28 protein-coding genes, 1 tRNA gene, 1 other RNA gene and 1 pseudogene are annotated in these 24,834 nt (G+C 70.0%); 16 read left to right on the forward strand and 15 right to left on the reverse strand.

Annotation, left to right across the window (positions count from 1 at the left end; translation table 11 throughout):
* Positions 1-8: 8 nt before the first annotated feature.
* Positions 9-881: a diaminopimelate epimerase gene (gene dapF / locus AC2W7E_RS00400; RefSeq protein ID WP_126893029.1), complete on the forward strand. Its 873-nt coding sequence runs from the start codon at positions 9-11 to the stop codon at positions 879-881.
* Positions 882-899: 18 nt separating this feature from the next.
* On the opposite strand, the gene AC2W7E_RS00405 is transcribed toward dapF, so the two are convergent.
* Complete coding sequence (locus tag AC2W7E_RS00405; RefSeq protein WP_025103235.1) at positions 900-1,541, reverse strand: class I SAM-dependent methyltransferase; 642 nt, start codon at positions 1,539-1,541, stop codon at positions 900-902.
* A gap of 66 nt (positions 1,542-1,607) precedes the next feature.
* Between AC2W7E_RS00405 and hflX the strand changes: the two genes are divergently transcribed.
* Complete coding sequence (gene hflX, locus AC2W7E_RS00410) at positions 1,608-3,119, forward strand: GTPase HflX (RefSeq protein WP_126893028.1); 1,512 nt, start codon at positions 1,608-1,610, stop codon at positions 3,117-3,119.
* A 10-nt stretch (positions 3,120-3,129) separates the two neighbouring features.
* Here the strand turns inward: hflX and AC2W7E_RS00415 are convergent, their stop codons facing one another.
* Positions 3,130-3,795 (reverse strand): SIMPL domain-containing protein, encoded by a 666-nt coding sequence (locus AC2W7E_RS00415; RefSeq protein WP_303708454.1) that lies wholly within the window; start codon positions 3,793-3,795, stop codon positions 3,130-3,132.
* 142 nt (positions 3,796-3,937) lie between these two features.
* Between AC2W7E_RS00415 and ssrA the strand changes: the two genes are divergently transcribed.
* Positions 3,938-4,307, forward strand: a transfer-messenger RNA (tmRNA) gene (ssrA, locus tag AC2W7E_RS00420).
* Positions 4,308-4,539: 232 nt separating this feature from the next.
* On the opposite strand, the gene AC2W7E_RS00425 is transcribed toward ssrA, so the two are convergent.
* Positions 4,540-4,884 (reverse strand): hypothetical protein, encoded by a 345-nt coding sequence (locus AC2W7E_RS00425; RefSeq protein ID WP_249521993.1) that lies wholly within the window; start codon positions 4,882-4,884, stop codon positions 4,540-4,542.
* Between the two features lie 213 nt (positions 4,885-5,097).
* Here AC2W7E_RS00425 and AC2W7E_RS00430 point away from each other — a divergent pair, with 213 nt between their 5' ends.
* Positions 5,098-5,325 (forward strand): DUF2188 domain-containing protein, encoded by a 228-nt coding sequence (locus AC2W7E_RS00430; protein WP_062634870.1) that lies wholly within the window; start codon positions 5,098-5,100, stop codon positions 5,323-5,325.
* Between the two features lie 67 nt (positions 5,326-5,392).
* A complete protein-coding gene (locus AC2W7E_RS00435) occupies positions 5,393-5,707 on the forward strand; it encodes a DUF7882 family protein (RefSeq protein ID WP_025103247.1) in 315 nt (104 codons plus the stop codon).
* Positions 5,708-5,764: 57 nt separating this feature from the next.
* Here the strand turns inward: AC2W7E_RS00435 and AC2W7E_RS00440 are convergent, their stop codons facing one another.
* From AC2W7E_RS00440 to AC2W7E_RS00450, 3 genes are all read right to left on the reverse strand, one after another.
* Positions 5,765-5,941, reverse strand: a complete 177-nt coding sequence (locus tag AC2W7E_RS00440; RefSeq protein ID WP_259983612.1) for a hypothetical protein — start codon at positions 5,939-5,941, stop codon at positions 5,765-5,767.
* 94 nt (positions 5,942-6,035) lie between these two features.
* Entirely contained in the window at positions 6,036-6,584 is a 549-nt protein-coding gene (locus AC2W7E_RS00445) for a hypothetical protein (RefSeq protein WP_485988336.1), read from the reverse strand.
* A 16-nt stretch (positions 6,585-6,600) separates the two neighbouring features.
* Entirely contained in the window at positions 6,601-7,398 is a 798-nt protein-coding gene (locus tag AC2W7E_RS00450) for an inositol monophosphatase family protein (protein WP_485988337.1), read from the reverse strand.
* Positions 7,399-7,553: 155 nt separating this feature from the next.
* Between AC2W7E_RS00450 and AC2W7E_RS00455 the strand changes: the two genes are divergently transcribed.
* A tRNA-Lys gene (locus AC2W7E_RS00455) sits at positions 7,554-7,626 on the forward strand.
* A gap of 197 nt (positions 7,627-7,823) precedes the next feature.
* On the opposite strand, the gene AC2W7E_RS00460 is transcribed toward AC2W7E_RS00455, so the two are convergent.
* The 8 genes from AC2W7E_RS00460 to AC2W7E_RS00495 all read right to left on the reverse strand — a co-directional run bounded on the left by AC2W7E_RS00460 (position 7,824) and on the right by AC2W7E_RS00495 (position 12,710).
* Positions 7,824-8,099, reverse strand: coding sequence for a hypothetical protein (locus AC2W7E_RS00460; RefSeq protein WP_085607356.1), 276 nt, complete (start codon positions 8,097-8,099; stop codon positions 7,824-7,826).
* Positions 8,100-8,128: 29 nt separating this feature from the next.
* A complete protein-coding gene (locus tag AC2W7E_RS00465) occupies positions 8,129-8,398 on the reverse strand; it encodes a hypothetical protein (RefSeq protein ID WP_126893022.1) in 270 nt (89 codons plus the stop codon).
* A gap of 64 nt (positions 8,399-8,462) precedes the next feature.
* Positions 8,463-8,804, reverse strand: a complete 342-nt coding sequence (locus tag AC2W7E_RS00470) for a DUF7882 family protein (protein WP_025103253.1) — start codon at positions 8,802-8,804, stop codon at positions 8,463-8,465.
* 145 nt (positions 8,805-8,949) lie between these two features.
* Complete coding sequence (locus AC2W7E_RS00475; protein ID WP_085607360.1) at positions 8,950-9,642, reverse strand: SOS response-associated peptidase; 693 nt, start codon at positions 9,640-9,642, stop codon at positions 8,950-8,952.
* A 78-nt stretch (positions 9,643-9,720) separates the two neighbouring features.
* Entirely contained in the window at positions 9,721-10,203 is a 483-nt protein-coding gene (locus tag AC2W7E_RS00480; RefSeq protein ID WP_025103255.1) for a YbaK/EbsC family protein, read from the reverse strand.
* A gap of 22 nt (positions 10,204-10,225) precedes the next feature.
* Positions 10,226-11,464, reverse strand: coding sequence for an MFS transporter (locus AC2W7E_RS00485; RefSeq protein WP_025103256.1), 1,239 nt, complete (start codon positions 11,462-11,464; stop codon positions 10,226-10,228).
* Positions 11,461-11,898 carry a MarR family winged helix-turn-helix transcriptional regulator gene (locus AC2W7E_RS00490; RefSeq protein WP_025103257.1) on the reverse strand — a complete coding sequence of 146 codons (438 nt, stop codon included), beginning with the start codon at positions 11,896-11,898 and terminating at the stop codon, positions 11,461-11,463. Before AC2W7E_RS00490 ends, AC2W7E_RS00485 begins: the two co-directional genes overlap by 4 nt.
* A 35-nt stretch (positions 11,899-11,933) precedes the next feature.
* The gene (locus AC2W7E_RS00495; protein ID WP_485988579.1) at positions 11,934-12,710 is read right to left on the reverse strand and encodes an IclR family transcriptional regulator; all 777 of its coding nucleotides are present in this window, start codon (positions 12,708-12,710) and stop codon (positions 11,934-11,936) included.
* A 115-nt stretch (positions 12,711-12,825) separates the two neighbouring features.
* Here AC2W7E_RS00495 and AC2W7E_RS00500 point away from each other — a divergent pair, with 115 nt between their 5' ends.
* From AC2W7E_RS00500 to AC2W7E_RS00510, 3 genes are read left to right on the forward strand one after another with little or no spacing between them, the layout of a single operon-like run.
* Positions 12,826-13,599: a CoA transferase subunit A gene (locus tag AC2W7E_RS00500; protein ID WP_025103259.1), complete on the forward strand. Its 774-nt coding sequence runs from the start codon at positions 12,826-12,828 to the stop codon at positions 13,597-13,599.
* Between the two features lies 1 nt (position 13,600).
* The gene (locus AC2W7E_RS00505; protein ID WP_025103260.1) at positions 13,601-14,269 is read left to right on the forward strand and encodes a CoA transferase subunit B; all 669 of its coding nucleotides are present in this window, start codon (positions 13,601-13,603) and stop codon (positions 14,267-14,269) included.
* Positions 14,262-15,446 carry an acetyl-CoA C-acetyltransferase gene (locus tag AC2W7E_RS00510; RefSeq protein WP_025103261.1) on the forward strand — a complete coding sequence of 395 codons (1,185 nt, stop codon included), beginning with the start codon at positions 14,262-14,264 and terminating at the stop codon, positions 15,444-15,446. The genes AC2W7E_RS00505 and AC2W7E_RS00510 overlap by 8 nt, the downstream gene beginning before the upstream one ends.
* Before the next feature lie 21 nt (positions 15,447-15,467).
* Here AC2W7E_RS00510 and AC2W7E_RS00515 read toward each other — a convergent pair whose 3' ends face one another.
* Positions 15,468-15,767 carry a hypothetical protein gene (locus tag AC2W7E_RS00515; RefSeq protein WP_025103262.1) on the reverse strand — a complete coding sequence of 100 codons (300 nt, stop codon included), beginning with the start codon at positions 15,765-15,767 and terminating at the stop codon, positions 15,468-15,470.
* A 207-nt stretch (positions 15,768-15,974) separates the two neighbouring features.
* Between AC2W7E_RS00515 and AC2W7E_RS00520 the strand changes: the two genes are divergently transcribed.
* From AC2W7E_RS00520 to ilvC, 7 genes and pseudogenes are all read left to right on the forward strand, one after another.
* Positions 15,975-17,231 (forward strand): MFS transporter, encoded by a 1,257-nt coding sequence (locus AC2W7E_RS00520; RefSeq protein WP_485988338.1) that lies wholly within the window; start codon positions 15,975-15,977, stop codon positions 17,229-17,231.
* Positions 17,232-17,296: 65 nt separating this feature from the next.
* Positions 17,297-18,703, forward strand: coding sequence for an alpha,alpha-trehalose-phosphate synthase (UDP-forming) (locus tag AC2W7E_RS00525; RefSeq protein WP_025103264.1), 1,407 nt, complete (start codon positions 17,297-17,299; stop codon positions 18,701-18,703).
* A gap of 43 nt (positions 18,704-18,746) precedes the next feature.
* Complete coding sequence (gene otsB / locus AC2W7E_RS00530) at positions 18,747-19,544, forward strand: trehalose-phosphatase (protein WP_485988339.1); 798 nt, start codon at positions 18,747-18,749, stop codon at positions 19,542-19,544.
* A gap of 9 nt (positions 19,545-19,553) precedes the next feature.
* Positions 19,554-21,271: pseudogene (gene ilvD, locus AC2W7E_RS00535) on the forward strand (dihydroxy-acid dehydratase).
* Positions 21,272-21,341: 70 nt separating this feature from the next.
* The gene (locus AC2W7E_RS00540) at positions 21,342-23,141 is read left to right on the forward strand and encodes an acetolactate synthase large subunit (protein WP_025103267.1); all 1,800 of its coding nucleotides are present in this window, start codon (positions 21,342-21,344) and stop codon (positions 23,139-23,141) included.
* Between the two features lie 3 nt (positions 23,142-23,144).
* Entirely contained in the window at positions 23,145-23,654 is a 510-nt protein-coding gene (gene ilvN / locus AC2W7E_RS00545) for an acetolactate synthase small subunit (protein ID WP_025103268.1), read from the forward strand.
* A 59-nt stretch (positions 23,655-23,713) separates the two neighbouring features.
* Positions 23,714-24,742, forward strand: coding sequence for a ketol-acid reductoisomerase (gene ilvC / locus AC2W7E_RS00550; RefSeq protein ID WP_025103269.1), 1,029 nt, complete (start codon positions 23,714-23,716; stop codon positions 24,740-24,742).
* Positions 24,743-24,834 lie beyond the last annotated feature (92 nt).

Raw genomic sequence — 24,834 nt, forward strand, 5'->3', positions numbered from 1 at the left:
CTGGTCCCATGGTCGCATTCACCAAGGGGCACGGTACCGGCAACGACTTCATCATCATCGCCGACCCCGACGGGCAGCTGGAGTTGACGGCGGAGCAGGTCGCCGTGCTCTGCGATCGCCACTTCGGCATCGGCGCGGACGGCGTGCTGCGCGTCGTGCGCTCGTCCGCGATCCCGGAGGGTGCAGCCGCCCTGGCAGAAGAGCCGGATGCCGAATGGTTCATGGACTATCGCAACGCCGACGGCTCCGTCGCGGAGATGTGCGGGAACGGGATCCGGGTCTTCGCCCACTACCTCGTCCGCTCGGGTCTCGCGGCGATCGAGCCCGGCAGCACGCTCCCGATCGGCACCAGAGCCGGCGTCCGTGACGTCACCCGCAGCGTGAGCGGCTATCAGGTCGACCTCGGCGCGTGGAAGCTGTCGGGACACGACCCGCTGGTGCGCGCGGACGGGCTGACCGTCACCCGTCCGGGACTGGGCATCGACGTCGGGAACCCGCACGTCGTGGTGGCACTGGCCTCGGACGCGGAGCTCGGACTGCTGGAACTCACCCGCACGCCCGAGCTGGAGCCGGCTCCGCCCGCGGGAGCCAACGTCGAGTTCGTGGTGCCCGGTGAGCCCCTCGTGCGCGACGGCATCGGGCACGTGCGGATGCGTGTCTTCGAGCGCGGCGTCGGCGAGACACTGAGCTGCGGGACGGGTGTCGCCGCCACGGCTCTCGCTGTGCGCTACTGGGCCGGCGCACAGGCCCCCGACAACTGGCAGGTCGAGGTTCCGGGCGGCACGCTCGGAGTTCGCATGTTCCCCGCCGAAGACGGGGAGCACGTCGCCCTGTCCGGGCCCGCGCAGCTCGTCTATCAGGGTGAGGTCGACCTCGTCTGAGGTCGCGGGGCGGACCTCTCAGACGAGGTCGATGGGCTCCGTCGGCGGTGTTCCGTGCTTGCGCACCTTGAGGATGCGGTACCCCTTGCCGGTCGCCGTCCGGAAGACGCTGTAGCCGGGCTGGAAGGTCGCCGCGATCCAGCGCTGCAGGGAGTCGGCGCCGAGGTTCCGCTGGACGACGAGCCACGCATCGCTGCGCTCATCCAGCCTCGGGATCCACTTCTCGAGCAGACCGTGCAGCTCGTTCTTCCCCACCCGGATCGGGGGGTTGGACCGGATCGTGCGGAAGGTCACGTCGGCGGGAACATCTTGGGGCAGTGCGGCGTTGACATTGGTGAGGCCGAGGGCTGCGGCGTTGCGACGCACGAGGTCCAGAGCCCGCTCGTTCACATCGACCGCCCAGACGGTCGCGTGCGGAGCGGCCAGCGCCATCGACAGGGAGATCGGCCCCCACCCGCTGCCGAGGTCGAGAAGATGACCTCCCGGTGGAACCGGAGGCATGTTGGCGAGAAGCACTGCGGTGCCGGCGTCGAGTCGATCCGGGCTGAAGACGCCACCCGCGGTGGTCACTTCGAGCTCACGTCCTGCCAGGGATACGCGGATCTTGCGCAGGTTCTCGGGGCTAGCCGGGGCCGCAGTGAAGTAGTGGTCGGACCCCATACGGTGAGCGTACCGGACGGCGCGGGCTAAGGTTAAGGCTCGCGAGGAAACCAGAGACAGGAACGGATGACGGAGACGAAGACACCCTCCACCGACGACCAGACGGTCGACCGCGTGCTGGCGAACGCAGAGAAGCGCTCGGAGGTGCGGATGTTCGGCGCCGCGCAGGCGCTCCAGGACGAAGCGACGGCCGCGCACTCGACCGCGGACGGTGACCAGTGGGACCTCGAGGACCGGCATGCGCTGCGGCGTGTGGGCGGTCTGTCGACGGAGCTCGAAGACGTCACCGAGGTCGAGTATCGCCAGCTGCGGCTCGAGAACGTCGTGCTCGTCGGCGTGTATCCGCAGGGCGCCCAGGAGGACGCGGAGAACTCGTTGCGTGAGCTCGCCGCGCTCGCGGAGACGGCAGGCGCCGTCGTGCTCGACGGCGTGCTGCAGCGCCGTCCGCACCCGGACGCCGCCACCTACCTGGGACGCGGCAAAGCGCAGGAGTTGAAGGACATCGTCGCCGCCGTCGGCGCCGACACCGTGATCGCCGACACCGAGCTGGCCCCCAGCCAGCGACGTGCGCTCGAAGACGTCGTGAAGGTCAAGGTGATCGACCGGACCACCGTGATCCTCGACATCTTCAGCCAGCACGCCAAGAGCCGAGAGGGCAAGGCCCAGGTCGAGCTCGCGCAGCTCGAGTACCTGCTGCCGCGCCTGCGCGGCTGGGGTGAGTCGATGAGCCGCCAAGCCGGTGGACAGGTCGGTGCCGGAGGCGCGGGCATGGGCTCGCGCGGACCCGGTGAGACGAAGATCGAGCTCGACCGCCGGCGCATCCGGACGAAGATGGCGCTCCTGCGCAAGCAGATCCGCGACTTCGCGCCCGCGCGCGAGGCGAAGCGGGCCGAACGCAAGCGCAACACAATCCCCTCCGTCGCCATCGCCGGGTACACGAACGCCGGGAAGTCGAGTCTGCTCAACGCGCTGACGAGCGCGGGCGTGCTCGTGGAGAACGCGCTGTTCGCGACCCTCGATGCGACCGTTCGTCGGTCCGAGACCGAAGACGGCCGGGTGTACACGCTCACCGACACGGTGGGATTCGTGCGCAACCTGCCGCACCAGCTCGTCGAAGCCTTCCGCTCCACGTTGGAGGAGGTCGGTGACGCGGACGTCGTGCTGCATGTGGTCGACGGCTCGCACCCCGACCCGGCCGGCCAGCTGCAGACCGTGCGCGACGTGATGGGCGATGTGGGCGTGCGCGACATGCCGGAGATCGTCGTCTTCAACAAGGCCGACCTCATCCCCGAGGACGAGCGGCTCGTGCTGCGCGGCCTGGAGCCGCAGGCGCACTTCGTCTCGTCACGGTCCGGCGAGGGCATCGTCGAGCTCCGCGCGGCGATCGAGGAGGCGCTGCCGAAGCCGGCCGTCGAGCTCCACGCCGTGATCCCGTACGACCGCGGTGACCTCGTCGCGGCGATCCACGAGACCGGGATGCTGCTGTCCGTCGAGCACCAGGAGGCAGGGACCGCGGTGCACGCGCACGTGTCCGAGCGTCTCGCCGCCGACCTCGCGGCCTACGTCGTCAGCGACTGACGGCGGAGGCTCAGCGAGCGAGGAAGCGCGCCTCGACGGTCGCCGTGAGGACGATGTCCTGCGGCTCGTACTCCATGGCCGGCGCGGTGTCGGCGGCGAAAGCGACGGCACCGCGCGCCTTCCCCAGCGGTGTGCCGGGCGTCGGCGCCGTGGTGGAGAGCAGGCCGGTATCGGCGATCTCCAGGGGAGCCACGTCGGCGAGGCCGAGCGCGGCGGCGTAGGCCTCGGCTCTCGTCACGGCCACGTGGACGGCCTGCGTGGCCACCTCTCGTTCCACGCGAACGCGGGTCTCGGGGGTGAGGTGCCAGTCGACACCGCCGACCTCGACGCCATCCCAGGCGGAGATGTCGGAGATCCAGACCGACAGTTCCGACGCCTCGGCGAAGGTCGCGGTGACGTCGATGCTCGCGTAGTAGACCGGGGCGAGACGCTTCCCGTCGGCGTTCCACGGGCGCTCCGCACGGACCGAGAGGCGGGTGCTGCTCCAGTCGAGAGCGGAGCCGGCTTCCACGCGGCCCACGATGCTGGTCCGCACGGGCTCGGCCAAGCGCATCACATGGTCGACGACCGCGGCTCGGTCCGGCCCTTCCGCGCGGACCGCGACGTGGACGGTGGCGCGCTCCGGAGCCAGACGGGCCTCGTGCTCGCCGCGGACGGTGACAGTCACATCGCTCATGGCGCCGACTCTACGCGACCTCCGCGGGCGGCGTGGAATGGCGACGCGGGCGGGAACGTTGTATCCTGTGATGCTCGGGTGCTCGTCGCCCGAGGCTGACAATTCCACAGTGTGACAGCGGCTCCTTCGAGAGAAGGACTACGGGGCTGATCGGTTTCGACAGCGCCTGTGAATCCACGAGAAGCGGGCCGAGGATGCAGAGTTATCTCGTAAACGCTCTCTGCAAAACAATAGTTGCCGAATCCAAGCGCAACGACTTCGCCCTCGCTGCCTAAGCGAGCCCGATAGTCCGTCAGACCGTATGTGATTCCGATACGGATCCTGGCGTCATCTAGGAATCTTGCTGCGTGACGGCGTCTGGACGTCACGTGGGACTCTTCCCAGGCTGGGCTCGTCGACTTAGGTGTCTGTGACAAAGGTCGGAGCCGAGCAGAACGCTTCCACAGACTGCGCCCGGAGAAGGCGTGGAGACTCAGCGTTGGACGGGGGTTCGATTCCCCCCAGCTCCACCAGGTCGCTGTCGCACAGAACGAGGCCCGCCTCCCTGGTCATTTCCGGGGAGGCGGGCTTCTTCGTGTCGGGGAACAGCTCGTGGGCACTCGCGCTCGACCGCTTCATCACCTTCCCACCGTGGACGATCGAGACCGCGGAGGGACCCGAGTACGCGCTCTGGTGGGAAGCCCGCCGGGGAAGCGACTGCGAAGACGGCCTGCGATAGGCTCCGCGGCTGGTGACCGCGGTCGACTATGCGGTCACCCAGCGGACGCCGTCGGCGTCGGGGGCGAAGCGGCGCCCGGCGTCCGTCTCCAGCTCCTCCATGAGCGGGATGATGACGCTCCACAGCGCCCAGTGCTCCGGCGTGCCTTCACCACCTTGTGCCCTCCCTTCCCACCGGGCGGCTGCCGGAAGCGGAACGCGGAAGCCGAACCGGGTCCCCGTCGAGTCGGTGACCTCTGCGCTCAGCGACCCCGCTCCGGCCGCCAACTGCGTCAGGGTGAAAACCCGGGGGACGATGAGTGTTCCCCGCCCACGGTCCCAGGCCTCGCGGACCGCCGTCAGGAACGGCCCCGCGATGATGTCGGTCGTCATCAGAAGTCTCCTTCCCCGATCGGCGGGACAGCGCCCGCCCGTTCGACTCCCTCATCGCGATGATCGCAGGCGGAGTGACCGGATGTCTGTCCCCTCTTCGGGGGACGCGACCGATGCGCGGTGCGCGTACGACCGAACCGGCGCGCGCGCAAGGGGGTCGGAGGCGACTGCGGTCGCGCGGTACCAAGCGGGTCCACGACGAAGGGAGACGCCATGCCGAAGGGCGATGTCGACACGTTCCACCAGGAAGGCGGCTGGTTCAATCGCGTCCAGGGCGAGGTGAACACGTTCAGCGGGCCGCATGACACGAAGGACGAGGCGGTCGCCGTCGGGCGGGAGACGGCTCGGGCGCGTCAGGTCGAGCACCTCATCCGACGGGAGGACGGCACGATCGGGGAGCGGAACAGCTACGGCAACGACCCGAGGGACGTCCGCGGCTGAGACGCGGGTGGGGAGGCGCGGCATGACGGCCCTGGTGGCGGAGTCGGGCGAGGCCTACCATTCGCACATGGGGTTCATCATGTACGACAGCACGAGCCAGCTCCACATCGAGGACCGCGCGCTCGCGCACCTCAAGGTCGTGATCGCGACGAAGCTCCGACGCAACGAGAGCTTCACGGTGTCGTGGACCCACCCCGAGGGCGATGCGTACGGACGCTCCACGATCTGGCTGCATCCGTCGATCCCGCTGCGCTTCACGTTCGAAGGGCGGGAGCCGCCCAAGCTGAACCCGAAGTGGATCGACGACCTCATGCAATCGGCGAACTCCACCGGAGGCATCACGCTCGTCGACGAGATCGTCCAGGGCTCCACGACCGAGTGACAGCGCAGGAGCCCCGCCTCTTTGCGAGGCGGGGCTCCTGCCATCCGGACGAGCGGCTCAGTGCGAGCGGTCCGGGTCTTCGGCGCGCACGTCGTCTCCGTCGTCGTCCGATCCGTCCGTGGGCGGAACGGTGCGCGGCTCGCCCTTGTTGTCCTCGGCGCCGAGGTTGTCGTTCTCCTCGGGGCCGGGGGAGGGCTCGGTGCTGATGTCGTTGCGGTCGCTGTCGTTACCCATGCGCATTCCTTTCCTCGACGGATGTCACCAGCCTCGTCCGTCCGCGGCCTCAGGCCCAGCGGCTTGACAACACCAGCCCGAGTGGTGTGCGGCGTCAGCGCTGTCCCTCGATGAGGAGGAGCCCCTGCTTCGTGTCGGCGACCTTCACCCAGCCGTCCCCGAAGAGATACGTCATGCCGTACCCGTCCTCGTCCGTGCTCATGGCGAACTGCGGGTCCTCGGTGACGTACGTGCCCTGAGCGTCTTCCTCGCTCCGCCACCCCTGCTCCTCGAGGCCCGCCTGTGCGCGCTCCGCCTCCTCGGCGGACAGGGGAGACCAGCCGTACATCTGACCGTGGTCCGAGGGCACGCTGAAGTCCGCCCAGAAGCAGAGGAGTCCCTGTGTCAGCTCGACGTCCCCGACGCGGAACTCGCGTGGCTCTGCCGTCCAGCCGGCGTCGGTAAGGGCCGCGACGGTGCCTTCGGAGATCATCGACTCGCACGTGAGCTCGTCCCCGCCCGGTGTCGCGCTCGCGCCGCCGTCTCCCGTGGGAGCGGCCGAGCCCGGCGCCGACGGCTCAGGCGTGCCGCCACCCGTGCACGCCGTCAGGGCGGCTCCCGCGAGCACGAGACCGGTCAGGATCGCGAGTCGTCGGGTGGTCATCGTGGCCTCGGGGTGGTCAGTCGTGCAGGAGACGGAGGAACTCGTCGTGAAGGGTGCCGTTGGTGGCGAGCGTCGAGCGGGCGGAGATCGTCTCGGAGCCGTCGAATGCGGTCATGCGCCCGCCGGCCTCATTCACGATCGCCACAGCCGCTGCGATGTCGTACTCCTTCACATCGAACTCCGCGACCGCCTCCAGTCGTCCTTCGGCGAGGAGCATGTAGGCGTAGACGTCGCCGTACGCCCGGTCGCGCCAGACGTGCGCGCTCAGGCGCAGCAGGGCATCCAGCTGCCCGGCGTCACGCCACTGCGCGATGCTCTGGAAGCTCACGCTGGCCTCGTCCAGCGAGGAGACGGTGGAGGTGGCGAGACGGCGCTCGGTGCGGTCGCTCACCGTCCAGGCACCGCGTCCTGCTGCGGCCCACCAGCGCCGCCCGAGGGCGGGCATGCTGACCACGCCGACACGGGGCACGCCATCGATCGCCAGGGCGATCATCGTCCCCCACAGAGGAACGCCGCGGAGGAAGTTCGCGGTGCCGTCGATCGGGTCGATGATCCACTGCCGAGCGGTGCCGCCCTGAGCCCCGAACTCTTCGCCGAAGATGCCGTCGTCGGGACGTTCCTCCTCGAGGATCCGGCGGATCGCCCGCTCCGTCGCCAGGTCGGCGTCCGTCACGTGCGAGTGGTCCGCCTTCGTGGAGATCTCCAGGTCCGCGGCGTCGAAACGCGGGAGCGACTGGGCATCCGCGGCGTCGGCGAGGCGGAGGGCGAGCTGGAGATCGGCGCGCAGGTCGGCGGCGTCGGGAGTGGCGGTCACGCTCTCAGGATAGTCGCCGTCCCGACGGCGCCCGCAGAGACCATCGGCCAGGATGAGGGGGCGAAACGCCCGAGCCACGCCCGGGCCGCGCTGGATTTCGTGTCGGCGCCAACCGCTGGTAATGTAATTCCTCGGTCGGGGTTATCCCGGGCCACGCACCTCTAGCTCAATCGGCAGAGCAACTGACTCTTAATCAGTGGGTTCAGGGTTCAAGTCCCTGGGGGTGCACGGAACAAGCCTCAGAGATCTCGCCATCTCCGGGGCTTTTTCTCTGCCTGTTTCGGGGCTGGATCGCTCAGGGCGGGATCGAAACCGTGCCTCTCGCGGCCGGGAGAGGCACCTTATCGAACCGGCATGGGGCGGGAGGGACGACCTGCCGACGCGGGGATCGGAAACGCGCGTTGCGGCGGCGGGTGGGGTGCGCGTCAGGCGCGGCGGACGGAGAGCAGCTGCCAGCCCTCCGGGACCTTCGCCTCGATGCCCGCCATGTCCTCGGCCTCGATCTGCTCGACGCCGTCGACGCGCTGGAACGTCCCCGTGGCCTCCATCTTCGCCTCACCCTTGAGCATGTGCACCGGGGCGGAGGTGAGCGCGTAGCCCGGCTCACGATGAGCATCGAGCTGGGCGTGGACGTCTTCGAGGGATGTCCCGGTGACGTCGACGGTCATGGATCCTCGGGGGCGGATGAGGGCGACGAGCATCCGTCCAGTCTACGAGCGGACCGTGCTGCTCAGAGATCCCAGTCGAGCGTGGAGCGCACGTCGATGGGGGCGTCGTGGCCGGCGTCCTCGCGGATCAGGTAGACGACGACACGCGACTGCGCGGTGATGAGCACGCTCGTCAGAGCGTCGCCCGTCGCCAAGTCGATGAACGTCGGTTGCGAGCGCGCCGCCGCTTCGATCCGAGACATGAGGTCCGCGACATCCGTGCTGCGAGGCAGGAGGAAGTCGTGCCCATCGATCTCGATGTGCGTCGTCGTCATTCCCGTCTGGTTCCCCATGCGCTCCACGGTACGAACCTCCTCGAAACCCGACAAGAGGGGTTGAACCCCGCCGAAGAGCGTGTTAGGACCGGGTGAGAGCGCTCTCGCTGCCGTCCGGCTGCTGCTGGTCCGCGGGCTCGGGGACGAGGTACAGACCGCTCGGGGCGTTGGCGGTGAATGCGAGGGCCTCGATCCAGGCGCGGTTGACGCTGGGCTGGCGACTGCCGTGGTACTTGTACACCAGCGAGCTTCCGGCATGGATCCAGACCGTCGTCCGGCCGCCGCCCATGCTGACGTCGTCCTTCCAGGTGAAGCCGAAGGGCTCGCCACGGCGGAGCTTCGCGGTCATGACCAGCTGGATGTGAGTGAGAGCGCGGTCTTCGATGTCGACCTTGACGCTGTTCTCGTAGATGAACTTGCCCATCGCAAGATTCCCTTCTCGCCACGGGAACCTGTGCTAAGAGGCGCGGACGCGATGACCGCTGGTGTGGGGTGTGCTCAGCGTTTCACACTTCTGCCCGTTCTCCTACCCGACCGGGGTGTCGTGCGTCGTCGCGTGTCTCCCTGTTTCAGGCCACCGGATCGAGAAGCGTGGGATCGGACGGGTCGACGGTGCGCGTGTTGCTCACCTTGCGGTCGACGACGTGTCCGCGGAGCGTCGCCGCGACATCGGCGGAGGTGTGATCGAGCATCGCCAGCGTATCGAGCTTGGTCTGCCCGGTGAGCTTCTCCGGTGTGAGCCAGGCGTCCCAGGTGTCCGGAGTCAGGAAGGCGGGCATCCGGTCGTGCACCTCCCCACCGGCATCGCGTGCCTCCCGGGTGACGACGACGAAGCAGCGCACCTTCTCTCCCTCATGCTCCATCGACCAGGTGAGGCCGGCGGCGGCGAGCAGGCCGTCCCCGTGGAGGAAGTGCGGGGTCTTGTGGCCTTTCTCGCCCGTCCATTCGAAGTACCCGCGCATCGGCACGAGGCACCGCGCGGCGGAGAACGCCGGCGCCCAGAACCCGGCGGCGAGCTTCTCCATCCGTGCGTTGATCAGCGGGGCGCGCTGCGGACGGTTGGGAGGACTCTGCCAGTCCCACCGCACGAGTTCGAGGATGCGGCCCTCACCGCGGTCCCGGACGATCGGGGCGCTCTCGGTGGGCGCGATCGAGTAGGCGCCGTGCCAGGACTTCCACCAGTCCTCCGGGCGGCCGCCCTCGGCGACGAACTCCCTGATCAGCTCGTCCGTCGCCGCGTCGTTCGCGAATCGTCCGCACATGTCATCGCCTCCGTCTCGCCGGTCGCTCGCGCCGCGGCCGGCATCGCCTCCATCATGGGGCATGGCGCGGACATCGGGTCAGACGACCTCGATCACCGTGCCGGCGGTCAGATCCGACAGCTGGGCGAAGGTCAGCGGCATGACGGTGTGCGGGTGGCCCGCCGCCGCCCACACCACGTCGTACACCTGCAGCGCGCTGTCGATGAAGGTCGGGAGGGACGTGGGATGGCCGACGGGCGCCACTCCGCCGATCGCCTGTCCGGTGGCGTCGCGCACGGTGGCGGGCGGTGCCATGACGACCTCGCTCGCCCCCACGCTTCGCGCCAGGACGGCGAGGTTCGCCCGGTGCCCGCCGCTGGTCATGACGAGGACGGGGCGGCCGTCGGCGAGGAAGACGAGACTGTTGGCGATCGCGGCGACGTCGCAGCCGATGGCGGCGGCCGCCTCGGCGGCGGTGCGCGCCGAGTCCGGAAGAACCCGGATCTCGGTCTCGACACCGGCCGCGAGGAGGTGTTCCTGCACCCGTCGGCTGCGCTCGGGGAGGGGAGGAGCGTCGGTCATGCCCCCACGGTAGCCGAGCAGGTCAGCCGGCGTCACCGACGAGGATCGCCGCCGCGTCCTCGGCGGTCGCATCAGCCGGCTCGTCGTCGATGTGCGCGAGGACCTTCCGGCCGAGGAGGATCGTCAGCGCGGCCAGCAGGACGGCGGCGGCGGCGAAGAGGTACGGCACGGTGGCGCTGAACAGGTGCCACAGCAGGGCGGCGATCGGCGGGGCCATCGCGCCGCCGAGGAAGCGGACTGCGGAGTAGGCCGAAGAGGCGACGGAGCGGGGGAGGTCTGTCGCCTCCATGACGGCTTCGGTCAGCACGGTGTTCATGATGCCGAGGAGCAGACCGCCGACGATGATGCACACGACGAGAGCGGCCGGTTCGGCGACCACGAGTCCCGCGACCACGAGATCGACGGCGAGCAGGGGCAGCACGGTGAGGATCACGTGCGTCCGCGGCATCCGGCGCATCAGCACCGGCGCGACCCACACGCTGGTGATCGCGAGGGCGACACCCCAGCCGAAGAAGGTCAGGCCGATGCCCATCGCGCCGAAGCCCAGGGGGAAGGGCGAGAACGCGAGCAGCACGAAGAAGCCGATGTTGTAGAACAGGGCGGCCACGGCGAGGATCGCGAGCGCGGGACGGCGCAGGGCCGTGAAGGGGGCGGAGAACTTCACCGGCGTGCGCTTCTCGCCCGGACCCCGCAGCAGCACGAGCACGGCGATGAAGGCGATGGCCATCAGGGCCACGACGCCGAAGAACGGGCCGCGCCAGCTCTGCTCGCCGAGGATGCCGCCGAGCAGGGGACCCACGGCGATGCCGAGGCCGAGTGCCGCCTCATACAGCACGATGGCCGCGCTGCTGCCGCCGGATGCGGCGCCGACGATCGTGGCCAGCGCCGTCGAGATGAACAGCGCGTTGCCCAGCCCCCAGCCGGCACGGAAGCCGATGACCGCGTCGACGCTGCCGCTGATCGCGCAGAGGAAGGCGAACACGACGATCAGGCCGAGACCGACGAGGAGGGTCGCCTTGGCGCCGATCCGGCTGGAGATCCAGCTGGTGACGAGCATCGCGAGGCCGGTGACGAGGAGGTAGCTGGTGAACAGCAGTTCCGTCTCGACCGGCGTGGCCTCGAGGGACTCCGCGATGGCCGGGAGGATCGGATCGACGAGGCCGATGCCCATGAAAGCGACGACGCACGCGAAGGCGACGGCCCATACCTGGGCCGGCTGCCGCCAGACCGAGGGGGCGGGTGTAGCGGGGGCGGTGTTCAACGGATGTCTCCTGTCCGGTCGGCAGAGGTGCGGGCGGCGAGGATCTCGGCCGCACGGGTGAGGGCATGCCAGTCGTCGTCGTCGAGGTCGGCGAACCGCGGTGCGATCGTCTCCCGGAACTCGGAGCGCCAGGCGGCCAGGGCCGCCGTGCCGTCGGGGGTCGCGGCGACGACGGTGGCACGGGAATCGTCGGGGTCGGGGGAGCGGCGGACGAGGCCCTCGCGTTCGAGGGTGCCGAGCAACCGGGTCATCCCGGGCTGTGTCGTGCGGGCCGCCGCGGCGAGCTCGCCGACGCGACGGGGACCCGACTGGTCGAGCAGGCTGAGCACCCGCCATTGCGCGGCGGGCGCCTCGTTCCCCGCGTCCTGGGCGGCGATGCGACCCAGCGCGTAGCCCGAGAGCACGAGCGACGGGATGACCTCAGAGCGATTCATACCAGAAAGTATATACCGGCTGGTATGTATTAAGGTCACCGTCGGGCGTGCGCGATCCTCGCCGAGAGCTGATGCGCGTGAGCGAGGAGGATCCGGCCCAGCTCGGCCTGACGCTCCGGGCCGAAGCGGAAGGCGACACCGGTGAGGCTGAGCGCCCACTCCGGGCGTCCGGCGCGGTCGAACACCGCCGCGCCGAGGCCCCAGCTCCCCTCGACGATCAGGCCGGGGTTGACGGCGAACCCGCGTTCCTTCGTCTCGGCGAGGCGCTTCCGCAACGGGCGCTCGCCATGAGCGCGTCCCCAGTTCTCGACGAGCTCCGGATGGCGCTCCAGGTAGGCATCCACATCGTGGTCGGGGAGGAACGCGAGGATCGCGAGGCCGGCGCTCGCCACGCCGAGCGGGAAGCGCACCCCCTCGCTCAGCACGAACGAGCGGATGGGGAACGACCCCTCCTCGCGCAGCAGGCAGACCGTCTCGTCCGCGCGGCGGACGGAGAAGAAGGCGCTCTCCTCGGTCTTCACGGCGAGCGACCGCACGATGTCCCGGGCCAGGGCCGTCACGTCGTATCGTGCGGCGGCCACGGATCCCATGAGGAAGAGCTCGGGTCCCGGCATCCAGCGCGTGCTGTCGGCGTCGCGGTCGACGAGGCCCTCCGCGCGGAGGGCGCTGAGCAGGCGATGCGCAGTGGGCCGGGAGAGGCCGGCGCTGCCGGCCAGTTCTTGCAGGGTGGCGCCGTCAGCGCCGGCGGCCGTCACCAGTCGCAGGAGCCGCGCCGCCCGCGCGACGGCCTGAGTGCCGGGGACGGGGTTCATTGCAGTGTCCACATCGTGGACGCTAGTGGCGCGGGCGTCCACATCGCAAGAGGGCGCTGGTCATGGCTCCGCCGGGGCGGGAGGCTGGTGGGGACACGGAACCGAAGGAGCAGACGTGATCGACAAGCAATGGGAGTCCGCGGCGGCCGCGGTCGCCGACATCCCGGACGGCGCCTCGCTCGCGGTCGGAGGCTTCGGGCTCTCCGGGAACCCGATCGCCCTCATCGAGGCGCTCCTCGCCCAGGGCACGACAGACCTGAGCGTCGTCAGCAACAACTGCGGGGTGGACGACTGGGGCCTCGGCATCCTGCTCGCCGCGCAGCGCATCCGGAAGATGACGTCGTCGTACGTGGGGGAGAACAAGGAGTTCGAGCGGCAGTTCCTGTCCGGGGAGCTCGAGCTGGAGCTGACCCCGCAGGGCACGCTCGCCGAGAAGCTGCGGGCGGGAGGATCCGGAATCGCGGCGTTCTTCACCCAGACGGGCGTCGGCACCCAGGTGGCCGAGGGCGGTCTGCCTCGCCGGTACCACGCCGATGGCTCGATCGCGGTGGCCTCGCCGCGCAAGGACGTACGCACGTTCACGGTGCACGGCGAACCGCGCGAGTTCGTGCTGGAGGAGGCGATCACCACCGACTTCGCCCTGGTCCATGCGGTCCGCGGCGACCGGCACGGCAACCTCGTGTTCCGGAAGGCGGCGCGGAACTTCAACCCGCTCGCTGCGATGGCCGGGCGCGTGTGCATCGCGCAGGTGGAGCGGCTCGTCGAACCGGGAGAGCTCGACCCGGACGCGATCCACCTGCCCGGCGTCTTCGTGCACCGGATCGTCGAAGTCGGCGAGGACATCCCCCAGCGCATCGAGCGACGGACCGTCGCCGCGGAAGGAGCCTGACATGGCGCTCACGAGAGACCAGATGGCCGCGCGTGCGGCGGCCGAGCTGCCGGACGGCGCGTATGTGAACCTCGGCATCGGCCTGCCCACGCTCGTGCCGAACCACGTCCCGTCCGACGTGACCGTGGTGCTGCAGTCGGAGAACGGCATCCTCGGGGTCGGGCCCTATCCGCGGGAGGACGAGGTCGACCCGGATCTCATCAACGCGGGGAAGGAAACGGTGACCACGCTGCCCGGGGCGGCGTTCTTCGACTCCGCCCTCAGCTTCGGCATGATCCGCGGCGGGAAGATCGATGCCGCGATCCTCGGGGCGATGCAGGTCTCCGCCACGGGAGATCTCGCGAACTGGATGATCCCCGGCAAGATGGTCAAGGGCCCAGGGGGTGCGATGGACCTCGTGCACGGCGCCGGACGGGTGATCGTGCTGATGGAGCACGTCGCCAAGGACGGCTCGGCGAAGATCGTCGACGCGTGCACGCTGCCGTTGACCGGACGCGGCGTCGTGGACCGGATCATCACGGACCTCGCGGTGATCGACGTGACGCCGGACGGGCTCGTCCTGGTCGAGCTCGCGCCCGACGTCTCGGTGGAGCAAGTGCGGCAGGCCACGGAGCCGCCTCTCCGCCTCGCCCCGGAACTGGACAACGGAAGGACCGAGATCAATGAGTGAGAACGATGTCGTCATCGTCGCCGCGGCGCGCACCCCGCAGGGGCGGCTGAAAGGACAGCTCGCCGCCTTCACCGCGCCGCAGCTCGGATCGTTCGCGATCCGCGGTGCGCTGGAGCAGGGCGGGGTGGACCCGGCAGACGTCGATGCGGTCATCGTGGGGCAGGTGCTCGCCGCGGGGTCGGGACAGAACGCCGCCCGTCAGGCCGCCATCGGCGCCGGGATCGGCTGGGACGTCCCCGCCCACTCCGTGAACAAGGTGTGCCTGTCCGGTCTCACGGCCGTGATCGACGCGGCGCGCATGATCCGGACCGGGGACGCCGAGGTCGTCGTCGCCGCCGGCATGGAGTCCATGACCCGCGCACCGCACCTGCTCATGGGATCGCGCGATGGCTGGACCTACGGCACCGTCGAGGTCCTCGACCACATGGCCTACGACGGGCTGACGGACGCCTACGACCGGGAGAGCATGGGCGCGTCCACTGAGCGGCACAACGCGCGCTACGAACTCACCCGGGAGGCCCAGGACCAGGTCGCCGCGCTCTCGCATCAGCGGGCCGCCGCCGCGCAGGAGAGCGGTGTGCTCGACGCGGAGATCGTCGCCGTCGAGGTGCCGCAGCGCCGGGGCGAACCCGTGCGGGTGACCCGAGACGAGGGGGTGCGCCCCGAGACCACGGTGGAGACCCTCGCGGGACTGCGCGCCGCCTTCGCCGAGGGCGGCTCGATCACGGCGGGCAACTCATCCCAGATCTCGGACGGCGCCTCCGCCGTCGTCGTCACGACTCGCGGGACGGCCGAGGCCAAGGGCTGGCCGGTGCTCGTGACCGTCGGGGCGAGCGGCCAGACCGCCGGCCCGGACAACTCGCTCCAGGCGCAGCCGGCGCGGGCGATCGAGCAGGCATGCCGGAAACAGGGCATCACGCCGCAGGACCTCGACCTCGTGGAGATCAACGAGGCGTTCGGGGCCGTCGTGGCCCGCTCGCAGACCGAGCTCGGGCTGGACGGGGAGATCGTCAACGTGCACGGCGGCGGCATCGCGATCGGTCATCCGATCGGTGCCTCCGGCAACCGCCTCGTGGTGCACGTCGCGCACGAGCTGGCCCGCCGGGGAGGCGGAACCGCGGCGGTCGGCCTGTGCGGCGGCGGCGGTCAGGGCGAGGCACTCATCCTCACCCGGTGACGCGGGAGGCGCGGGGGTGCGTCAGGACCGCTTGTCCTGGGCGTGCCCCTGCGCGTCGGCGAGGGCCTTCTGCGAACGGAACTGCAGACGCTGCGCCTTCTTGGACTTCTTCACCGACTGCGGGGAGTCCGCGTCCACCGGCACGCCGTGGCGCTCACGGCGCATGTCGACGACCGCGCCGACCGCGAGCGCCATGGTGATGCCCCAGCTCACCCACGACAGGAGCGAGCGCCAGGTGATGGGTTCGTTGCGGGTGCCGCGCAGCAGCGAGATCCCAGCCGAGATCGCGGCGACGAGTCCGGTGCTGAAGAGGTAGCGCATGCCCCTACGGTACCCGCAGGGAGCGCACGCGGGTCGGTGGCTTGACAAGGCGGGGGAGCGACTGGCAGGGCATGCGTCCTGAGGCACCGGATATCATGGGAGGGTCGCGGTTCGCCCGCGGCCGCAGAAACCGTGTATCTACCGGCCGTCGGCATCTCCGGCGGACAGCGGCGGCACCCGACATCGCGTCGTCGACGCGCGAGAGCCATGACACACGCCAGCACCACGCCCGATATCGCCGAGCCGAGCCTCTTCCGCCTCGCCGGCCTGCCCTACTTCCTCATCGCGTTCATCGCGCGTCTGCCCTTCGCCATGATGGTGGTCGGTGTGCTGACCGTCGTCGTGTCGGCGCGGGAATCCCTGTCGCTCGGCGGGCTCACGTCCGCTGCGGTCGGTCTCGGCACCGCCTGCTTCGGCCCGCTCCTGGGCGCCGCCGCCGACCGCTTCGGCCAGCGCACGGTCCTCCTCGCGCTCGCCGTGGGCAACGCGGCGATGCTCCTGCTCTTCACCGCGGTGGTCTACGGTCCGGCCGCCGACGGCTTCGTGCTCCTCACCGCGATCGGCATCGGTGCGACGGCTCCGCAGGTGGCGCCGCTCTCGCGCTCCCGTCTGGTCACGATCATCGGCGAGCGGATGCCGGCGGAGCGCCGCGCCCGCACCGTCTCCGGCACGATGGCGTACGAGTCGGCCGCCGACGAGACCGTCTTCGTGTTCGGTCCTTTCCTCGTGGGCGTCCTCGCCTCGGCACTCGCACCCTGGGCCCCGCTGGTCGGCGCCGCCGTGCTGACCCTGGTGTTCGTCGGGGCCTTCGCGCTGCACCCGAACGGACGGCATGTCTCGCAGGACCGGACCGAGGACGGTCGGGCGCCCTCCGCCGTTTCCGAGCTGTTCCGGCCGCAGCTCCTCATCGTCGTCCTCGGCATCCTCGGCGTCGGCATCTTCTTCGGAACCATGCTCACCTCGCTCACGTCGTTCATGGCCGACCTCGGCGCCCCGGAGCAGGCGGGCCTGCTGTACGGCGTGATGGGCGTCGGCTCCGCGCTGCTGGCCCTGGGTGTCGCGTGGCTCCCCGCGCGGTTCTCGCTCCGGGCGCGATGGCTCGTCTTCTCCGGAGTCCTCCTCGCCGGCTCGCTGCTGCTCGGCATCGTCGACTCGCCGGCGGGGATGATGCTCGCCCTGGCCATCATGGGCATCGGCATCGGCCCGACCCTCGTCACCCAGTACAGCTTCGGAGCGGCGCGGAGCCCCCGTGGCCGATCGGCGACGGTGATGACGATGCTCGGCTCCGGCGTGATCGTCGGCCAGTCGATCGGCGCCGCGGTGGCGGGGGAGGTCGCGGAGAGCCTCGGCACGTCGGCCGCCCTCGTGCTTCCGATGATCGCGGCCGGCATCGCGTTCGCGGCGGGTCTCGCCAACTGGGCCCTCAGCGGTCTGCACCGCGGAACGTCCGCTGTCAAGGCCTGAGCGCGGACCAGCGGTCGGCGCTCATCCTCGGTAGGTTGGAAGCTCCTGGACCGAGGAGTGCCCCTGTGACCGCTGCTGATTTCGTCGTCGTCGCCAACCGCCTCCCGGTGGACCGGGTCGTGGGGCCCGACGGCGAGGAGACCTGGCGGACGTCGCCCGGCGGCCTCGTCGCCGCCCTCGAGCCGATGATGCGCCGCGTGCACGGCGCCTGGGTCGGCTGGCCCGGTCAGCCGGACGTGGAGCTCGAGGCCTTCGACGCCGACGGGATCCATCTCATCCCGGTGTCGCTGAGCTCCGAGGAGGTCGCGGACTACTACGAGGGCTTCGCCAACGACACGATCTGGCCGCTCTACCACGACGTCATCGCCCCGCCGCAGTACCACCGTGAGTGGTGGGAGGCGTATGTGCGGGTCAACCGCCGGTTCGCCGAGGCCGCCGCGGCCGCCGCCGCTGAGGACGGCACCGTCTGGGTCCACGACTACCAACTCCAGCTGGTGCCCCAGATGGTCCGCGAGCTGCGCCCCGACGTCACGATCGGCTACTTCCACCACATCCCGTTCCCCGCGCACGGCCTCTACGCGCAGCTTCCGTGGCGCGACCAGGTCCTCCGCGGACTGCTCGGCGCCGACGTCATCGGCTTCCAGCGGGCGCAGGACGCGACCTACTTCCTCACCGCGGTGCGACGCCGGCTGCGCTACGAGGTGAAGGGGCCGAACATCACGGTCCCGGAGCAGGGCGGCTCGCGGACGGCGATCGCCAAGGCGTTCCCGATCTCCATCGACACCGCCCCGTACCTCGAACTCGCCGCGCGGGAGGACGTCCGGGCGCGGGCCGCGGAGATCCGCGCGAGCCTCGGCAACCCGAAGCGCATCCTCCTCGGCGTCGACCGCCTGGACTACACCAAGGGCATCGGGCACCGGATCAAGGCCTACGGCGAGCTCCTCGAAGACGGCCGCCTCGATGTGGAGGACGTCACGCTCATCCAGGTGGCGAGTCCGAGCCGGGAGAGGGTGGACGCCTATGCGCACCTCCGGGACGAGATCGAGCTCGCGGTGGCCCGCATCAACGGCGACCATGACACGGTCGGCCACTCCGCCATCCGCTACCTGCATCAGGGATACCCGCGCGAGGAGATGGTCGCCCTGTACCTCGCGGCGGACGTCATGCTCGTGACGGCGCTGCGCGACGGCATGAACCTCGTCGCGAAGGAGTACATCGCCACGCGGACGGACAACCGCGGCGTGCTGGTGCTCAGCGAGTTCACCGGCGCGGCGGACGAGCTCCGTCAGGCCGTGCGCGTCAACCCGCACGACATCGCGGGGCTCAAGGACGCGATCATGGAGGCCGTGGAGATGTCGCCCGCCGAGCAGGGACGCCGCATGCGGTCCCTGCGTCGACGTGTGCTGGACAACGACGTGAACGCCTGGTCGTCGTCCTTCCTCGAGGCCCTCGCGGACGTCCGCAGCCGCTGACCGCCCTTCCTGCACCCCCTTCTTCCTCTCGATCGGAGACACCGTGACGCGCCCCTGGATCCCCGGAACCGCCGACGCCGACCTCACCGCCCTCGCAACGACGCCGCGCCTGGTGGTCGCCCTCGACTTCGACGGCACCGCCTCCCCGCTCGTCGTGGACCCCATGGCCGCGCGGGCGCTTCCCGAGGTGGCCGCGCAGATGAATCGCCTCGCTGCGATGCCCGACACCGTGGTCGCCTACGTCTCGGGGCGCAGCATGCACGACCTCCGGGAGATCACCGAGCATACCGACGACTCCGTCGTGGTGCTCGCCGGCTCCCACGGCGCGCAGTACTGGTTCCCCGGCGAGGGGGCCGCCGACGCGCCGGGCGATGCGACCGAGACCGGGGCGCGGGAGGAGCTGTGGGCGGCCGCGCAGCCGATCATCGACCGCTACGAGGGGGCGGAGCTGGAGCCCAAGACCTTCGGCATGGGCGTGCACACCCGCCGCGCGGACCGGGACACCGAGGAGAAGGTCTTCGCCGAGATCGACGCCCTCGTCGCCGAGCGCTTCCCGCACTGGCGGCGGCGCGCCGGTCACCGGGTCCTCGAGTTCTCGTCGCGGAACGAGGGCAAGGACGCAGCGATGATCGCCCTCCGGGAGCGCTTCGACGCGACGGGCATCCTCTTCGCCGGTGACGACGTGACCGACGAGGATGCGATGCGCGTGCTGCAGGAGGGCGACCTCGGCGTGCGCGTCGGGCCGGGGGAGAGCGCCGCGACCCTCCGTGTGGACTCCCCACAACAGATCGCCGCGCTTCTGGAGACGCTCGCGAACGAGAGGTCCGTCGCGCAGGAATAGACTCTCGTCATGTCCTCGCATGATCCCTCCGCCAGCGCGCCCATCGACATCAAGCCCCGCAGTCGCGTCGTCACCGACGGCATCGAGGCCACGACCTCCCGCGGCATGCTCCGCGCCGTGGGCATGGGGGATGCCGACTGGGACAAGCCGCAGATCGGCATCGCGTCCAGCTGGAACGAGATCACGCCCTGCAACCTGAGCCTCGACCGGCTCGCGCAGGGGGCGAAGGAGGGCGTGCACTCCGGCGGCGGCTACCCGCTGCAGTTCGGCACGATCTCCGTCTCGGACGGCATCTCGATGGGCCACGAGGGGATGCACTTCTCGCTCGTGTCCCGCGAGGTCATCGCCGACTCGGTCGAGACCGTGATGATGGCCGAGCGCCTCGACGGCTCCGTCCTCCTCGCCGGCTGCGACAAGTCCATCCCCGGCATGCTCATGGCCAGCGCGCGCCTCGACCTGTCGAGCGTCTTCCTCTACGCCGGGTCGATCGCACCGGGCTGGGTCAAGCTCTCCGACGGCACCGAGAAGGACGTCACGATCATCGACTCGTTCGAGGCGGTCGGCGCCTGCCGTGCCGGCCTCATGAGCGAGGAGGACCTCAAGCGCATCGAGTGCGCCATCGCTCCTGGTGAGGGCGCGTGTGGCGGCATGTACACGGCCAACACCATGGCCTCCGTCGCCGAGGCGCTCGGGCTCAGCCTCCCGGGCTCCGCCGCGCCGCCCGCGGCCGACCGTCGTCGCGACTACTTCGCGCACCGGTCGGGCGAGGCGGTCGTGAACCTGCTCCGCCAGGGGATCACGACGCGCGACATCCTCACCAAGGAGGCGTTCGAGAACGCGATCGCCCTCGCGATGGCCCTCGGCGGCTCGACCAACGTCGTCCTCCACCTCCTCGCGATCGCCCGCGAGGCGGAGGTCGAGCTGAGCCTGCACGACTTCAACCGCATCGGCGACAAGGTCCCGCACGTGGCCGACATGAAGCCGTTCGGCAAGTACGTCATGAACGACGTCGACCGGCACGGCGGCATCCCCGTGATCATGAAGGCGATGCTCGATGAAGGGCTGCTGCACGGCGACGCGCTCACGGTCACCGGCAAGACGCTCGCCGAGAACCTCGCCGAGCTCGACCCGCAGCCGATCGACGGCGAGGTCATCCACACGTTCGACAACCCCATCCACGCCACCGGCGGACTCACGATCCTGCACGGATCGCTCGCGCCGGAGGGTGCCGTCGTCAAGACCGCCGGCTTCGACGCGGCCGTCTTCGAAGGTCCGCGCGGGTCTTCGAGCGGGAGCGCGCCGCCATGGACGCGGTCGCCGAGGGCAGCATCGAGCCGGGGACGGTCATCGTCATCCGGTACGAGGGCCCCAAGGGCGGACCGGGCATGCGCGAGATGCTCGCCATCACCGCGGCCATCAAGGGCGCGGGGCTCGGAAAAGATGTACTACTCTTGACGGACGGACGATTCTCAGGCGGCACAACCGGCCTGTGCATCGGCCACATAGCACCCGAAGCGGTGGACGCAGGTCCTATCGCCTTCGTGCGCGATGGTGATCTGATACGGGTCGATATCGCAGCTCGCTCTCTCGATCTACTCGTCGACGAGGCAGAGCTCGCCTCCCGCCGCTCTGGCTGGGAGCCGCTTCCCCCGCGCTACACCCGAGGCGTTCTTGCCAAGTACTCGCGCCTCGTGCGGTCCGCCGCCGAGGGCGCGACGACCGGCTGATCCATCGACCGGCTCAGCAACCGCTCGATCGGAGCGCCGGTGTCCCGCACAGTTCATCAGAAGGAAAGTCATGACTGCTGACTCCGTCTCGGCCGTGCCGAGGCCGCCCGCCCGCCCATCCGCTCCGGAGATCACCGGTGCGGAGGCCGTCGTCCGCTCGCTCGAGCTGCTCGGCGTCACGGACGTCTTCGGCCTTCCCGGCGGCGCGATCCTCCCGGTCTACGACCCGCTCATGGACGCCTCGCAGCTCCGCCACATCCTCGTGCGGCACGAGCAGGGCGCGGGCCACGCGGCCGAGGGCTACGCGTCCGCATCCGGCAAGGTCGGCGTGTGCATCGCCACCTCCGGTCCGGGAGCGACCAACCTCGTCACGGCGATCGCCGACGCCTACATGGACTCGGTGCCGCTGCTGGCGATCACCGGTCAGGTGTTCTCGACGCTGATGGGGACGGATGCGTTCCAGGAGGCCGACATCGTGGGGATCACGATGCCGATCACGAAGCACTCGTTCCTGGTGAAGGACGCCGCGGACATCCCCGGCGCCATCGCCGCGGCCTACGAGATCGCCGGCACCGGGCGCCCCGGTCCGGTGCTCGTGGACATCACCAAGGATGCGCAGCAGGCGACGGCACCGTTCGTGTGGCCGCCGAAGATCGACCTCCCCGGGTACCGACCGGTGACCAAGGCGCACGGCAAGCAGATCCAGGCGGCCGCCGCCCTCCTCGCGGAGGCGAAGAAGCCGGTGCTGTACGTGGGCGGAGGCGTCGTCCGCGGCCGGGCCGCGGCCGAGCTGCTCGAGCTCGCCGAGTCGACCGGCGCGCCCGTCGTGACGACGCTGATGGCGCGCGGCGCGTTCCCGGACTCGCACCCGCAGCACCTGGGCATGCCCGGCATGCACGGCACCGTTCCCGCCGTGCTCGCGCTGCAGGAGGCCGACCTCCTCGTCTCGCTCGGCGCCCGGTTCGACGATCGCGTCACCGGCAAGGCCGCGCTGTTCGCGCCGCACGCGAAGGTCGTGCACGTCGACATCGATCCGGCGGAGATCTCCAAGATCCGCACGGCCGACGTGCCGATCGTGGGCGACGTGCGCGACGTGCTCACCGACCTCGACGCCGCCTTCCGCGGAGCGACGGCCGACGCGAAGCCCGACATCGAGGAGTGGTGGTCGTACCTCGACGGGCTCCGGAACGAGTTCCCGCTCGGGTACGCGCCGACGACCGACGGTCTGCTCGCCCCGCAGTACGTGATCCAGCGCATCGGCGAGCTCACCGGTCCGGAGGGCATCTTCGCCTCCGGTGTGGGGCAGCACCAGATGTGGGCCGCGCAGTTCATCAAGTACGAGCGTCCGAACGCCTGGCTGAACTCCGGCGGAGCGGGCACGATGGGCTACTCGGTGCCGGCGGCCATGGGCGCCAAGGTCGCGGAGCCGGAGCGCCAGGTCTGGGCGATCGACGGCGACGGCTGCTTCCAGATGACCAATCAGGAGCTCGCCACCTGTGCGATCAACAACATCCCGATCAAGGTCGCGATCATCAACAACTCGTCGCTGGGCATGGTCCGGCAGTGGCAGACGCTCTTCTACGACGGCCGTCATTCCAACACCGACCTGAACACCGGGCACGGCACGATCCGCATCCCCGACTTCGTGAAGCTCGCGGAGGCGTACGGCTGCCTCGCGATCCGCGTGGAGAAGGAGGAGGAGGTCGACGCCGCCATCCAGCTCGCGCTGGAGACGAACGACCGCCCCGTGGTGATCGACTTCGTCGTGAGTGCCGACTCCATGGTGTGGCCGATGGTGCCGCAGGGGGTCAGCAACAGCTATGTCCAGTACGCGCGCGACCACGCGCCCGCGTTCGACGAGGAGGACTGAGCCATGTCGACCCACGTCCTGAGCCTGCTGGTGGAGAACACCCCCGGCCTCCTGACCCGCGTCGCCGGCCTGTTCGCGCGCCGGGGCTTCAACATCGACTCCCTCGCCGTCGGCGTGACCGAGGTGCCGGGGATCTCCCGCATCACGGTCGTCGTCGACGTGGAGGAGCTGCCGCTCGAGCAGGTGACCAAGCAGCTCAACAAGCTGATCAACGTCATCAAGATCGTCGAGCTGGACCCGGCGTCGTCCGTGCAGCGCGAGCACATGCTCGTGAAGGTGCGCACGGACAACGCCAGCCGTTCGAACGTGATCGAGGTCGTCAACCTCTTCCGCGCCTCGGTCGTCGACTACGCCGCCGACGCCCTCGTCATCGAGGTCACCGGGGACAAGGGCAAGGTCGAGGCGCTGCTGCGCGCTCTGGAGCCCTTCGGCATCAAGGAGATCGCCCAGTCCGGCCTCCTCGCGATCGGCCGCGGCGGCAAGAGCATCACCGAGCGCGTCCTGCGCGGCTGACCCTTCGACAGACTCAGGGACCGCGCGTCCCGCACAACCACAACCAAGGAGAGAAACCAGTGAGCACCGAGATCTTCTACGACGACGACGCCGACCTGTCCCTGATCCAGGGCAAGAAGGTCGCCATCGTCGGCTACGGCTCGCAGGGCCACGCCCACGCCCAGAACCTGCGCGACTCGGGTGTCGAGGTCGCGATCGCCCTCAAGGAGGGCTCGAAGTCCGCCGCGAAGGCCGAGGAGGCCGGCTTCCCCGTGAAGACCGTCGCCGAGGCGACCGAGTGGGCCGACGTCATCATGATCCTCGCGCCGGACCAGCACCAGCGCACGATCTACAGCGAGTCGATCGCCCCGAACCTGACGGCGGGCAAGACCCTGGCGTTCGCGCACGGCTTCAACATCCGCTTCGGCTACATCGACGCTCCCGAGGGTGTCGACGTGATCCTCGTCGCGCCGAAGGCTCCCGGCCACACCGTGCGTCGCGAGTTCGTCGCCGGCCGTGGCATCCCGGACATCATCGCCGTCGAGCGCGACGCGTCCGGCCAGGCCTGGGACCTCGCGCTCTCGTACGCGAAGGCGATCGGCGGCACCCGCGCCGGCGTCATCAAGACGACCTTCACCGAGGAGACCGAGACCGACCTCTTCGGCGAGCAGGCCGTGCTCTGCGGTGGCATGAGCCACCTGGTGCAGGCCGGCTTCGAGACCCTCGTCGAGGCGGGCTACCAGCCGCAGATCGCCTACTTCGAGGTGCTGCACGAGCTCAAGCTCATCGTCGACCTCATGTGGGAGGGCGGCATCGCCAAGCAGCGCTGGTCGATCTCCGACACCGCCGAGTTCGGCGACTACGTCTCCGGTCCGCGCGTGATCGACGAGCGCGTCAAGGAGAGCATGAAGGGCGTCCTGTCCGACATCCAGTCCGGTGCGTTCGCGAAGCGCTTCATCGAGGACCAGGACAACGGGGCCGAGGAGTTCCTCGCCCTCCGCGCCAAGGAGGAGCAGCACCCCATCGAGGCGACCGGCAAGGAGCTGCGTTCGCTCTTCGCCTGGAAGCAGCAGGACGAGGACTACGTCGACGGCAGCGCCGCGCGCTGATTCGACTCGCGAACGAACGGGCGTCCCTCCGGGGGCGCCCGTTCGGCGTTCCGTACGGCATTCCCTGGCACAGACATCCGATGTCTGTGCCA

This window comes from Microbacterium sp. CFSPD4_SD4 (assembly GCF_057364585.1).